This window comes from Tessaracoccus sp. O5.2 (assembly GCF_964266725.1).
In the GTDB taxonomy this organism is placed as follows: domain Bacteria; phylum Actinomycetota; class Actinomycetes; order Propionibacteriales; family Propionibacteriaceae; genus Arachnia; species Arachnia lapidicapta.
Window position 1 is genome coordinate 1 of record NZ_CAXWGV010000026.1, and the last position, 11,979, is coordinate 11,979.

The following is an 11,979-nucleotide window of genomic DNA, read 5'->3' on the forward strand; positions in this document are numbered from 1 at the left end:
CTCGACCGAGGTGGATGGCCAACAACCCCCCAGGGGCAGATCCCATGGCCACCACCGGGCACATCTCGTGACCGCCACCGGGCAGGTTTCATGTCCGCCTCCGGGCAGAAACCAGTGGCCCTTGACACGGGTCGGATGGCGCAGCCGAAGTCACGGCACGGAACTGTTCCGTCAGTACGTCGGACTGACGCCGGGTGCCTACCGACGACGCCAAGGGTCGTGTGGGCGCAACTGATGTACCCGATCTCGTCGTGTTCAGTGCCCGATTTCGGGACGTCTGTCTTCCCTAGGCCTCTCATAGCCGGTCGGTGATGTAGTCCGGTAGGGACTCGTCAGGTTCGTGTTGTCGCCTGGCGGTCTTGGTCGCACCCCTGGCCCGCCGTGCTTCTTGATGTTCCTGGCGTACCTCACGGTCACCGACGATCGGGTGATCTCGGCGGAGGGAAGGTCCAGGATGACTGCGACGGAGGAAGTACGAGCCAAGCGGGACGCGAAGCTCGATGAGCTGCACGAGAAGCTGACTGGCGCGGTGGAGACGCTGGTCTCCGGGCGGGACTGGGCCCGCGCGTTGGCGTTCGCGGCCCGGTTCCGATCGCGCTCGTTCAACAACACGCTGCTGGGGTCTGTCAAGCTAACGGTGTATCTCATGGTTGTTTGACTCTCAGTATCGGCGGCCGGCGGAGAGCCGACCGTCGAAGGTGATCTCGAACGCGTTCAGGGCACCCTTCCAGCGCTGCGTCCAACGTGCTCGTCCCTTGCCGGTGGGGTCCAGCGCCATCACGGCGAGGTAGACGCACTTGAGCGCGGCCTGCTCGTTGGGGAAGTGCCCGCGGGCCTTGACGGCTTTGCGGATCCGGGCGTTGACCGACTCGATCGCGTTGGTGGTGCACACGATCCGGCGGATCTCCTTGTCGAAGAGCCTGTCGCAGAATGACGCGTCCGTGCGCGGGCAGTCGAGGGCGCTTGTCGGTAGGGGGTGGCGTGTCGATGCGACGGGGCTGGGCCGTGGGCCGTCAGGCGGTTGCGGTGTGGATCTTGCGGATGTTGTAGGCGGTGGCCGCGAGGTTCAGTTCGCTGCGGGCTGCGTCAAGGCCTCTGCGGGAGAACCTGCCGAGGATCGTTTTCAGGGTTCCGATGCTGGGTTCGACGGTTGCGCCGCGTCGCTTGTAGGCGGCTGAGCCTTCTGGGGTTCGGAGTCGGTGGGCCATCGCTTCCCGCGGGGTTGCCCCGGCCGGCGGTGGCCCGGAGGCAGGTGACCGGAGCGCTTCGGCGTGTTGTTCGCGGCCCTTCCCGAGGGCGATGATCCTGTCGGCGCCGGGGGCTGCCAGGTTCTTGTTGCTGCAGTAGCCCGCGTCGGCGAGCACGACCCCGATCTGATGCTCGGGTGAGCTCGTCGTCAGATGTAGGACAGCCGCGGCGGCGGTGGCCGCGTTCATCATGGGAATGAATGAGGGCATGTCGTTGGGTTGCTGGTTCACGTCGACGGCGGCGATGACGTGGTCACCGGTGACAGCGACCTGCGCGTTGTATCCCTGGACGAACCCGCGGCGGGTAGGCATCACCCGCGACTCGGGGTCGGTGGTGTTCGCCACTGACTTGGACAGCCCCTTCGCAGGTGCCTGAATCTCACGGGCCGCGGCGGCTTCGGCTGCGGCAACGACACGGCGTGCCCGGATGATCCGGGAGTGCTGTTCAGTAGGGACCGGAGGTGCGCCCTGCGGCTTCTTCCCCGCGGCGATCAGCGCGGCCCTGCGATCGAGCTTGGCCTGGTGGTCGCGTAGTTCCCGGTCCAGGTGCGCCCTCGCCTCCGCAAGACGCAAGGGTCCTTCGGGGATCCGGCCCCGGACCGGTCGACCGGCCTGAGATGCCTCCAGCCGGGCCTGCGCCCCGGTGTCCCGGGCTTCCCGATCGGTGTCCAGCCGACGCTGCTGCTCGGCCAGCTCAGCTGCGGCCCGGCGAATCCTTTCTGCCCTGCCGGCACTCTTGGCCAGCGGGCCACCGACACGATCACAGCCGTCTTCACCGCTCCGGGCGGCCTGCGTATCCTCGGCCGCGTCCACACGCTGCGCCTGGTCGACAACCTCGGCGGCGATCTGGTGGGCGTGCTGCTCGAACCAGTCCCGGCCCCGGTTCGCGTCGAGCGACGCGTTGGCCGGGATCTTCGTCCCGTCGATAGCGATCGTCCCGAACCGGGCAAGCCCCGCCCGCGCGGCGATCAGCAGCACCTGCGTGAACAACCCGGCGAACGCCTCCTCGGAGCTGGCTCGGAACCGTGCGATCGTCGCGTGGTCAGGCACCTCGCCTCCGCATGCGACCTTGAACGCGATGTCCGTGTGACAGAGCTGCTCGACCTGGCGCGAGGACCGCACGCCACGGCAGTACGCATACACCAGCAGCATCAGGAGCATCCGCGGATCGTAGCCCGGAGCGCCGACCCCGCCCCGCCGCCGCGACGCTTCGAAACCCGACACATCGAGCGTCTCGACGATCTCGATGACAAGCCAAACCAGGTGATCCTCCGGCAGCCAGTCCCGCATGTCCGGCGGAAGCAGAAACACCTGATCACGCCGCACAGGACGATAACTCCGAGCCATGCCCGATTCTCCCAGGCCCCTCGTCTCCGCCAGGGCCGGGACGCGCTATTCTGCGACAGGCTCCGAACTGCAGGAACGGGACGAACTCCGGCCACGCGTTCTCCCACAAGCGCACGATCGCCGGATACTTGGCTCCCCAGGCTTCGGTGAATTCCAGGAACCGGTCCTCGGCCGCGGACACGGTGTCGGCGGTGTAGATCGGCCGCAGCGCACGGGCCAGCTTGTCCCAGTCCTGCCTTGCCGCGTACCGGAACGACCCGCGGATCAGGTGGACCACGCAGGTCTGCACGATCGTTTGCGGCCACACGTTCCCGACCGACTCGGGCAAGCCTTTCAGCCCGTCGCACACCAGCATCAACACGTCCGTCACGCCGCGGTTCTTGATCTCGGTCAGCACCTGCTGCCAGTACTTGGCGCCCTCGCCGCCGTCACCGGCCCACAGCCCGAGGATGTCGCGGTTCCCGTCGACGGTGACCGCCAACGCGACGTAGATCGGCCGGTTCGCGACCTGCCCGTCACGGACTTTGACATGGATCGCGTCGATGAACACCACCGGATACACCGGGTCCAGCGGCCGGTTCTGCCACTCGCCCATCGAGTCCAGGACCTTGTCGGTGATCGTCGAGATCGTGGTCTTCGACACCTCAGAGCCATACACGTCGGCCAGATGCGCCGAGATGTCGCCGTGGGTCAGCCCGCGCGCCGACAGCGACAACACCACGTCCTCGATCGCCCCCAGACGCCGTTGCCGCTTCGCAACCACGACCGGCTCGAACGACCCGGCCCGATCCCGAGGCACAGCGATCTCGACCGGGCCGGCCTTCGTCAGCACCGTCTTCGACCGGGTCCCGTTGCGGGCGTTCTCGCTGCCCTCGACCCGTTCGTGTTTGTCGTAGCCCAGGTGGGCGGTCATCTCGCCCTCCAGCGCCGATTCCAGGACCAGCTTGGTCAGCTGCGCCAACAATCCGCCCTCGCCCTCTACCGACAGCCCCAGCCGCTGCGCGTCGCCCACCAGCTGCGCCACCAAATCCTTGTCCACCAGCGGGGCCGTTCCCGTCGCCGTCACCTGGTCCTCGACCTCCATCACGACCGCCTCAGCGACCGGCTCAACCTGCATCATCATCGGGTACCTCCTACATCGGAGTTACACCGGAAAACGTACAGTCCCCTGAGGATCAGCCGACGTGGAAGTCTCGCGCTCTCGATTCACCATTCTCCGCCCAGTGGATGCGGAGGATGTCGGGATCGCCTCCACCCATGTGGTGGAAGACGTTGAGCCGCCGGGTCTGTCCAGCATGGATGACAGTGGGTGAGTCATCGACACCCAACATCATGCTGGAGTTGTCGCCCACCACCTCGAACACAACATCCGTCGCGTCCTCGTCGCCGGAGTTGGTGATGTTGATCCAGTGACGAGTCGAGTACTGAGGCCTGCCCTTGTTGTCGAAGCTCTTGACCTCGCGCTCCTGCTGCGGTTGGGCTGAGAATCGCACTCCACGCCTCGACGATGACAAGCCCGGGGCTCCGAGGTCGAGTTGCGCGATGTCGAACTCGATCGCCTTCCATACCTCGTGTCCGAGCTGCGCGGTGGTAGCGAACTCGCCGAGTAGGCCGCGTTGACTGATCTCGGTTCGGAACTCGCGGAGCCCGTCGAGTTGGCGCGTGTCGACATCGTTGGGGAGCGCGGCGGTCGAGAAGTAGAGGTGAACGGGCTTACCGGCATCGACGGCTCGTTGTATCTCCTCGACCGTTCCGGACACGGCATCGGGGGTCGGGGAGCCCAGCCGGCTACCGAACAGCGCGAAGACGATGTCCGACTCGTCGACCCCCTGAGCGTTGATGAGGGACTGGGGATGACCGCCGAGGAGCGGCACGGACGAGGTCTCCCACCGCCACGGCAACAGGACGATCTGCTTGTTCTTGGCGTTGGCGTTGTTCCAGTCGTTGATGGCTGAATCGACGGCATCGCGGGCGTCGGGGATGTCTGAGGGTGAGGCGATCATGACCCGCAGCACCGAGGCAGTGAAACCCATGCCTCAAAGGGTATTGGTCGACACCGACATCCCGCGCTGGGAAGGCGCACCTGGCTACTGAACCAGTTCTCTTCCAGCCGGAGGCCGCGATGCCCACCTTCCATGATCCTGTTGCCGATGCCGCTGAGGCATCCCAGGCCCTACGGGGCTTGGCGCACGCGAGCCGAACCTTCGATCAGCCTGCCGAGATGTACGGGGTGATCGGTGACCTTTCTTCGGGTATCCGGTCGCTGCGTCAATCGTTGGAGCAACTCGCCGACGTCCATGAACGCAAGGCCGCTCACGCCTTCAACGACGACGGCAATCACGACGCCGGGGTGCGGGACGCTCTCGCGGCGGCGGAGGAACTGCGCCAATGCGCCCTGCTGGTCGACCGGGCCGACGACCGACTCTCGGCCGGGTTCATTGCCGCGGGGCGGATTGCCTGGCACCCCGAACCGGCACCAGAACTCGTGTCGGAGGAGCCGGTGCAGCGGTGGATCAGTGTGGTGTTCCTTCAAGGCGATGAGGCCGATGAGGTGCTCGACTTGATCGACGCCCAGGGCGTTGATGCGGCGTTCGAGTACCTGGCCGGCTACGACTATGGCGACGAGACCGTCGAAGCGGCGATCGCCAACGGGCACGTCTATGACAAGCCCCAGGCTGGTGCGGCGGACCGGACCGCGACCCAGGACGTGTACACCCTGACCTACAGCTCATTGCTGGGTCATGTCGGTCTCTACCGCGAAGCCGCCGCGCTGCCGGACCCGGCGCTGCTCGGCATCGACACCCCGCTGACCGTCGGTCCTGCGACCGACGCCACGGACGCGGCGACCGAATCAGCGTCGCCCCGCCGCAGTGCCGGACCGGTGGGCCGCGACTGGTTCGCCGCCCCCGCAGCTGGTGAGGCCGCCGGTCGTCGGGAGTTATCGCTGTGAGCGAGCGGGAGCGACTGCACACTGCTGTTCTGGTTGCTCCGGCGAAGGAACGCCGCCGGCTCCGTAGGCAGCGCCGCCGAGCCGAGGCCAGGTTGCACGCCGAGCAGCGCAAGACCGAGCACGCGGCCGCAAGAGTGAAGGCCGAGCGGGAGCGGGCCGACCGGCGAGCGACCACGTTCCTGCCGCGGGCGGGTGAGCCGGGACCGGCGGCGCTGCGGTCGCCGGGCCGGTTCCGGCTGACCCGGCATCAGGACACGTCCGCGACGTTGGCGGGGGCCTATCCGTTCGTGGCCGAGGGTGGTCTCGGCGCGGACGGGGTGTTCATTGGTCAAGACCTTTACAGCGGCGGATCGTTCGTTTACGACCCGTGGGTGTTGTACTCCCGCGGCCTGATCACGGCCCCGAATGTTGTGTTGGCCGGGATCGTCGGCTCGGGCAAGTCCTCGTTGGCGAAGTCGCTGTACATGAGGTCGCTTCCTTTCAACCGGCGTGTCTATGTGCCCGGTGATCCGAAGGGTGAACACACCGCGGTTGCCAACGCGGTCGGTGGCCGGGCCATCGTGCTCGGCCACGGGCTCAACACCCGGCTGAACCCCCTCGACGAGGGCCACCGGCCCAGCGGCTTGTCGAACCTCCAGTGGGCCAGCACGGTCGCGTCCCGCCGTCGTGACCTGATCGGCGCACTCGCCGAGACCGTCCTCGCGCGGGGGTTGACGCCGTTGGAGCACACCGCGATCGACCTGGCGCTGACCCAGACGGTGCGCGAGAACCGTGTGCCGATCCTGCCGATGGTGGTCGATCACATTCTCAACCCCAGTTCGGATGCCGACGGCCGGTTGGCTGAGGATGGCCGGCTCGTCGGCCACGCGTTGCGCCGCCTGGTCGCCGGCGATCTGGCCGGCCTCTTCGACGGCCCCTCGACCGTGGCGTTCGACCCGAGTTTGCCGATGATCTCCCTAGACCTGTCCAGAGTCACCGAAAGTTCGACCCTGATCTCGGTGTTGATGACGTGTTCGTCGGCGTGGATGGAGTCCGCGCTGCTCGACCCGAACGGCGGGCAGCGGTGGGTCATCTATGACGAGGCGTGGAGGTTGATGAGCTATCCATCGCTGCTGCGCCGGATGGACGCCCACTGGCGGCTCGCGAGGCACTACGGCCTGGCGAACATGCTGATCTTCCACCGCCTCGGCGACCTCGACAACGTGGGCGACCAAGGCTCCGCCATGCGCTCCCTGGCCAACTCACTGCTCGCGAACGCCGAGACCCGGATCGTATACAGGCAGGAGTCCGACCAGCTCGGCCCGACGGCGACCGCGCTCGGCCTCAGCCGCACCGAGCAACAGCTCTTGCCGAACCTTGGCGTCGGCCAAGGGCTGTGGCGGATCAAAGCGCGCAGCTTCGTCTGCCAGCACCAACTCCATCCCGCCGAACTCGCCCTGTTCGACACCAGCAGCCGCGCAGCGGCACGCACACCGGCCCCGCACCTCATGGAAGGAACACTCCGATGAGCGACACCCCGATTCCCAGGTTCCGTCTCGACAGCCCGGCCGACATGGCCCAACTCGTGCCCTACCTGATCGGCTTCGCACCCGAGGAATCATTGGTGATCGTCGTCATCGACGACCAGCAGGTCCAGGTCACCGCCCGAGCCGATCTCGCCGAGATGCAGCAGCCGGGTGCGGCCGAGGACGTGCTGGATCGCATCTGGTCACGGTTCCCGACCGCCGACGCGACACTGATCGCCTACACCCAACACCCAGAGACCGGCTGGGCGCTCCTGGAACGCAGCGCCGACCACCTTCCCGATGCCGTGCTGCGACAGACCATGCTCGTCAACCAGGACACCTGGCACCTTCCCGACGGCACCCACGGCCGCCTCAACCCGTCCAGCCGCATCACCACCGAAGCCGCCCACCACGGCCTCCGAACCTTCACCCACCGCGCCGAGCTCGAAGCCCGGTTCGCCAGCACTCCCGACAGCCCCGACCTCGCCAAGGCAATCCGGGCGGCACTCGACGACCTCCCGCGACATCGCGACCTTCCTGCGCTGCTGGAGCACACCCGTGACCTGCTGCACCGCAACCTGAACACGCGAATGCCGTTCGGCTCCGGTCGGCCCGCGACGCCGATGAGCACCAAGGACGCCGTCCAACTGGCCCATCTCGTGAAGAACCGGCACGCGCGCGACTTCGCCATCGCATCGATCACCAAAGCCACCGCGCCCCGCTATCTGGCGCTGTGGAGCGAAGTCCTCAACCACACACCCGGCAGTTTCGCCGCGGTGCCGGCAGTAATCGCCGGGATCGCGGCCTGGGTCGCCGGCGACGGCGCCAGCGCCAACATCGCCCTGACCCGAGCACAAGCCGCCACCACCCGCCTCCGCGCGTCCGGGCCCGCCGAGTTGCTGGAAGCCGTCATCGACCAAGTGCTGCCGCCCTCGGCGTGGCCCTCAGTCCGAGGCCGGATCCTGGAACACGCCGGTCAGGCCGTTCACCACGCCCTCATCACCCACATCCGCGGCGCCCGGACCACCACCCCGGCGGCCAACGCATTCGCGCCTGAGGCTGGCCGCTCGCGTCCAACGACGACGCACAGCGGCCCCACGCTATAGGCCCCCGGGCGCGCCGGTTGTGGCGCACCTGGTCGGCATGAGGAAACACACTCCCGAACCCGTGCCCATGCCGGTCACGATCCCGACCGTCCTGCTCCAAGTCCGCGCCGATGGCACCGTGGACGCCACCATCGAGGGCCACCCCCTGCTCCCACCCGAAGGAGTCGGCCGGTGGCGGCGGTCATCGCTGCCGCAGATCATCGACCACGCCAGTAGCGACCGCACCATCCCCGTGCGGATCGAAGTCCACGAAGTCGACCAGACCGTGTTCACCGACATCATCAGCGCCCGCCCACCACGCCAACCCACGCCAACCGTCGAAACTGAGCCCGAGCCGGGACCCCGACGCGGCCGACGCGCACTCCCACCCCAGACGCCACGCCTGGTCGAAGTCAGCGGGGATGGGTTCGTACCGGGCGAAGACGTAGCCGTCGCCGTCATCGTCGGCCACACCGACGCCACCGGAACCGGCCACGTCAGCGCCCTGATCGACCTCGACACCCTGCCCGACAGCGCCACGCACGAGGCGATCCTGCTCGGCCGCATCTCAGGAACCCTCGCCATGCGGCGGCTCCCATGACCCAACGACAGACCGGGAGCATGGGTGACGAACTCACCAACGCCGCCCTCATCGGCCTGATCGGCATCTTCTGCGTCGGCCTCGTCCTCCGCGCGTCCGGCACCATCACCGCGTTCCTAACTGGAACACCCCACCCCGCAGCGGGTGCAGCGGGCGGTATCGCCGTGCTGTTCAACCCCGCCGACCCCGCCACGGCGCTGGGCGCGGACGGACTCGACCCGGTCATCTACTGGCTCGTCAGCGCCGGCCTGCTCGGCGGACTCACCGCCACCGCCGTGTGGGTGTGGACCCTCCTGCGCCGTCAGACGCGCAAAGCCGAGGCCGACCCGCACCGGCTCGCCGGCGTCGCCACCAGCCACGAGGTCAAGACCACCGCCTCCGCCAAAGCACTCCTGCGCCGCGCCGGCACCCTGCGACCCTCCCTGGAGTCACCCAGACCACACGATGTCGGCTACCTCCTCGGGACCAGCCGCGGCACGAAGGTCTGGGCGTCGGTCGAGGACTCGATCCTGCTGATCGGCCCACCCCGCTCCGGCAAAGGCCTCCATGTCGTCATCAACGCGATCCTCGACGCCCCCGGCGCAGTCGTCACCACCAGCACCCGACCCGACAACCTCACCGCCACCCTCCGCGCCCGACAACGCAAGGGCGGGCCGGTCGCCGTGTTCGACCCCCAACACCTCGCCGAAGGCATCCCCGCCGGACTGCGCTGGTCACCGGTGCGCGGCTGCAACGACCCCTTGACGGCGATGATCCGCGCCAACGGCCTCGCCGCCGCCACCGGCCTGTCCGCCGGCGGTGTCGAGTCCGGCGGGTTCTGGGAAGGTAAGACCCGGACCGCGCTCCAAAGCCTGCTCCACGCCGCGGCGCTCGACGGTCGCCCGCCGGCGGAGTTGTTCAGATGGACTCTCGACCCCAGCGCCGCGTCCGAGGCCGTGGCGATCCTCAACTCACATCCGCACGCGGCGATGGGCTGGGACGACTCGTTGGCCGCGATGATCGACGCCGACCCCAAGACCCGCGACAGCATCTGGCAAGGCGTCTCCCTCGCCCTCGCCGCCCTGGCGGACCCAAGCGTCCTAGATGCCGTCACCCCCGGACCAGGCGAGACCTTCGACCCCGAAGCCTTCCTCACCGAACACGGCAGCCTCTACTTGCTCGCGACCGGCGCCGGCGCCGGCGCATCCGCCGCGCTGGTCGCGGCGTTCGTCGAAGACTTGATCGAAACCGCCCGCAAACTCGCCGCCCGCTCACCCGGCGCACGGCTCGACCCGCCCCTGCTCTTGGCCCTCGACGAGGTCGGCAACCTCGCACCCCTGCCATCCCTGCCAGTGCTGATGGCCGAAGGCGGCGGCACCGGGATCACCACCATGCCCGTCCTGCAATCTCTCGCCCAAGCCCGCGACCGGTGGAGCGAACACCAAGCCGGCGCGATCTGGGACGCCTCCATCGTGAAGATCATCCTCGGCGGCGCATCCAACAGCCGCGACCTCCAAGACCTCTCCACCCTCATCGGAGAACGCGACGAACACACCGACTCAGTAACCCTCGGCGACCACGGAACCCGCTCCAGCCAGCGCTCCATCCGACGCGTCCCGATCCTGCCGCCCGACCGCATCCGCACCCTGCCCTTCGGTACCGGGATCACTCTGCTCCGTTCTGCGCCGCCGATCGTTACCGACCTGCGCGCCTGGCCGAGCCGTCCGGATGCAGCCCAACTCCGCCACGACCGCGACCAACTGGAAGCTCTCCTACGTCGGCCCTCCTGATACCGGCCGCGCGGAGCCGTCGGCGCACCTGCCTGACGCAGCGACCACGCGCAGCTGGTCGCCCGAGTGCAGGAGGGAAACCTGATGGCCATTCGCACGCATCAGTCGATATCGGGCTTCGTGGCGTCCGAGCCACAGCTCAGCTACACCGACCGAGGCGATGCTCGCCTCTACTTCAAGATCGGGATGGAGCACTACCGCAAGGAGCCGGACAACACCTACACGCAGCTGGAGACCTCCTTCCACGACGTCATCGCCTACCGGGGCGCGGCCGAGCAGGGCCACCTGCGACTCGCCAAGGGCGACAACATCATCGCCGACGGCCGAGTCCGCGAGTACTCCTACGAGCGCGATGGCCAGCGCTACGAAGGCGAGGAGTTCATCGCTACCCGCATCGGCCACGACCTCGCCCGAACCGACTACGAAGTGGACCGCGCGAACCGCCGTACCACGGCGCGCAGTTCGGCTGCCTTCGAGGCCCCTGTCGGAACCGCGCACTCCAGCGCTGCCGCGATGCAGATGTGAGGGGGAGCGCGATGACCGATCAACTCCCGCCCGATCACGACGACGAGTTCCTAGACGACCGACCCACCGTGGCGAGCTTTGACATTCCGGAGCCGCCGCACCCCATCAACTGGAACCTGCTCACCGCCAACGACCTCGAAGCCGAACTCCTCGAACTGAACCGATGGGTCGACTGGCTCAGACACACCTACGGACTCCCAGCAAGCGTCATCCCACCGTACTGGCATCGCCACCCCGAGTTGGTGTGGGAACTTTCGGCACTCCACCTGCGTTGGTTGTGTGCCTACGACCGCGACCAGAACGGTTCCGCACCGCTGGGCTGGCACCGCGACTTCGCCGACGCCCGCGCCCGGCTCCGTGATTGGGTGGCCACCTCCGGGACCCGCCTCGACCGCGACCGTCCGACCCGCCAGACGACTTGGCCCGGCGAAGGCCCAGCCGCACCGCTCGAAGAGACCCCGATCGCAGATCGTGACGAGGACTTCGTTCGATATGTCCTTGACGAGGTCGCTGCCCGCGCCGAGGCAGAAGAAGCGTTCTATGCAGCGATCGACCCCCGGACTGATGAGGTGTGACGATGGCGCGGAAGTACATCAGGAAGACAAACCAGCGGCCGCAGGGCGAGCGGGAACTGACCCTTCGCGCCGATCTCCACGATCCGCCTGATCTGGACAAGCTGACTGAACTGCTGATCCGGCTGGCACTCCAGCAGTCCGGGCAGCATCGCGCCGTGAAGCCGACACGACCGCCGCACCCCAGTGCGACAGGGGCAGCATCGACGTAGAAGGGAGACGCTCCGCCGCGGGTGGCGGGTGTTGTGGTCTGTCAAGGGCCACTGGTTTCTGCCCGGAGGCGGACATGAAACCTGCCCGGTGGCGGTCACGAGATGTGCCCGGTGGTGGCCATGGGATCTGCCCCTGGGGGGTTGTTGGCCATCCACCTCGGTCGAG

The 11,979-nt window shown here is 67.7% G+C and carries 11 protein-coding genes and 2 pseudogenes; 9 read left to right on the top strand and 4 right to left on the bottom strand.

Translation table 11 applies throughout. The features are described from left to right. The first annotated feature begins 391 nt into the window (after nt 1-391). A complete protein-coding gene (locus tag ACFQPD_RS09765) occupies nt 392-658 on the top strand; it encodes a hypothetical protein (RefSeq protein WP_385900423.1) in 267 nt (88 codons plus the stop codon). Between the two features lie 3 nt (nt 659-661). On the opposite strand, the pseudogene ACFQPD_RS09770 reads toward ACFQPD_RS09765, so the two are convergent. The 4 genes and pseudogenes from ACFQPD_RS09770 to ACFQPD_RS09785 all read right to left on the bottom strand — a co-directional run. Then, nucleotides 662-916 (bottom strand): annotated as a pseudogene (locus ACFQPD_RS09770) (transposase); the annotation flags it as partial. Between the two features lie 97 nt (nt 917-1,013). Continuing rightward, complete coding sequence (locus ACFQPD_RS09775) at nt 1,014-2,537, bottom strand: transposase (RefSeq protein ID WP_385900424.1); 1,524 nt, start codon at nt 2,535-2,537, stop codon at nt 1,014-1,016. A gap of 121 nt (nt 2,538-2,658) precedes the next feature. Beyond that, nucleotides 2,659-3,711: pseudogene (locus ACFQPD_RS09780) on the bottom strand (IS256 family transposase); the annotation flags it as partial. A 58-nt stretch (nt 3,712-3,769) separates the two neighbouring features. Next, the gene (locus tag ACFQPD_RS09785) at nt 3,770-4,627 is read right to left on the bottom strand and encodes a DUF4062 domain-containing protein (protein WP_385900425.1); all 858 of its coding nucleotides are present in this window, start codon (nt 4,625-4,627) and stop codon (nt 3,770-3,772) included. Nucleotides 4,628-4,716: 89 nt separating this feature from the next. Here ACFQPD_RS09785 and ACFQPD_RS09790 point away from each other — a divergent pair, with 89 nt between their 5' ends. The 8 genes from ACFQPD_RS09790 to ACFQPD_RS09825 all read left to right on the top strand — a co-directional run bounded on the left by ACFQPD_RS09790 (nt 4,717) and on the right by ACFQPD_RS09825 (nt 11,813). Next, nucleotides 4,717-5,544 carry a hypothetical protein gene (locus ACFQPD_RS09790; RefSeq protein WP_385900426.1) on the top strand — a complete coding sequence of 276 codons (828 nt, stop codon included), beginning with the start codon at nt 4,717-4,719 and terminating at the stop codon, nt 5,542-5,544. Continuing rightward, complete coding sequence (locus ACFQPD_RS09795; protein ID WP_385900428.1) at nt 5,541-7,052, top strand: ATP-binding protein; 1,512 nt, start codon at nt 5,541-5,543, stop codon at nt 7,050-7,052. The genes ACFQPD_RS09790 and ACFQPD_RS09795 overlap by 4 nt, the downstream gene beginning before the upstream one ends. Next, complete coding sequence (locus ACFQPD_RS09800; RefSeq protein WP_385900430.1) at nt 7,049-8,155, top strand: DUF4192 domain-containing protein; 1,107 nt, start codon at nt 7,049-7,051, stop codon at nt 8,153-8,155. The genes ACFQPD_RS09795 and ACFQPD_RS09800 overlap by 4 nt, the downstream gene beginning before the upstream one ends. A gap of 67 nt (nt 8,156-8,222) precedes the next feature. Continuing rightward, nucleotides 8,223-8,735, top strand: coding sequence for a hypothetical protein (locus tag ACFQPD_RS09805; RefSeq protein WP_385900436.1), 513 nt, complete (start codon nt 8,223-8,225; stop codon nt 8,733-8,735). Continuing rightward, nucleotides 8,732-10,504, top strand: a complete 1,773-nt coding sequence (locus ACFQPD_RS09810) for a TraM recognition domain-containing protein (protein WP_385900431.1) — start codon at nt 8,732-8,734, stop codon at nt 10,502-10,504. The genes ACFQPD_RS09805 and ACFQPD_RS09810 overlap by 4 nt, the downstream gene beginning before the upstream one ends. A gap of 84 nt (nt 10,505-10,588) precedes the next feature. After that, nucleotides 10,589-11,029, top strand: a complete 441-nt coding sequence (locus ACFQPD_RS09815; RefSeq protein ID WP_197512067.1) for a single-stranded DNA-binding protein — start codon at nt 10,589-10,591, stop codon at nt 11,027-11,029. An 11-nt stretch (nt 11,030-11,040) separates the two neighbouring features. Continuing rightward, entirely contained in the window at nt 11,041-11,604 is a 564-nt protein-coding gene (locus ACFQPD_RS09820) for a hypothetical protein (protein WP_385900432.1), read from the top strand. 2 nt (nt 11,605-11,606) lie between these two features. Continuing rightward, nucleotides 11,607-11,813: a hypothetical protein gene (locus ACFQPD_RS09825; RefSeq protein WP_385900434.1), complete on the top strand. Its 207-nt coding sequence runs from the start codon at nt 11,607-11,609 to the stop codon at nt 11,811-11,813. Nucleotides 11,814-11,979: the final 166 nt, after the last annotated feature.

What these genes read in the sequence shown, in the direction of transcription:
- ACFQPD_RS09765 (WP_385900423.1), top strand. Translation starts at nt 392, where the DNA reads ATGTTCCTGGCGTACCTCACGGTCACCGACGATCGGGTGATCTCGGCG.
- ACFQPD_RS09805 (WP_385900436.1), top strand. Translation starts at nt 8,223, where the DNA reads ATGCCGGTCACGATCCCGACCGTCCTGCTCCAAGTCCGCGCCGATGGC.
- ACFQPD_RS09825 (WP_385900434.1), top strand. Translation starts at nt 11,607, where the DNA reads ATGGCGCGGAAGTACATCAGGAAGACAAACCAGCGGCCGCAGGGCGAG.
- ACFQPD_RS09790 (WP_385900426.1), top strand. Translation starts at nt 4,717, where the DNA reads ATGCCCACCTTCCATGATCCTGTTGCCGATGCCGCTGAGGCATCCCAG.
- ACFQPD_RS09820 (WP_385900432.1), top strand. Translation starts at nt 11,041, where the DNA reads ATGACCGATCAACTCCCGCCCGATCACGACGACGAGTTCCTAGACGAC.
- ACFQPD_RS09810 (WP_385900431.1), top strand. Translation starts at nt 8,732, where the DNA reads ATGACCCAACGACAGACCGGGAGCATGGGTGACGAACTCACCAACGCC.
- ACFQPD_RS09785 (WP_385900425.1), bottom strand. Translation starts at nt 4,627, where the DNA reads ATGGGTTTCACTGCCTCGGTGCTGCGGGTCATGATCGCCTCACCCTCA.
- ACFQPD_RS09775 (WP_385900424.1), bottom strand. Translation starts at nt 2,537, where the DNA reads ATGCGGGACTGGCTGCCGGAGGATCACCTGGTTTGGCTTGTCATCGAG.
- ACFQPD_RS09800 (WP_385900430.1), top strand. Translation starts at nt 7,049, where the DNA reads ATGAGCGACACCCCGATTCCCAGGTTCCGTCTCGACAGCCCGGCCGAC.
- ACFQPD_RS09815 (WP_197512067.1), top strand. Translation starts at nt 10,589, where the DNA reads ATGGCCATTCGCACGCATCAGTCGATATCGGGCTTCGTGGCGTCCGAG.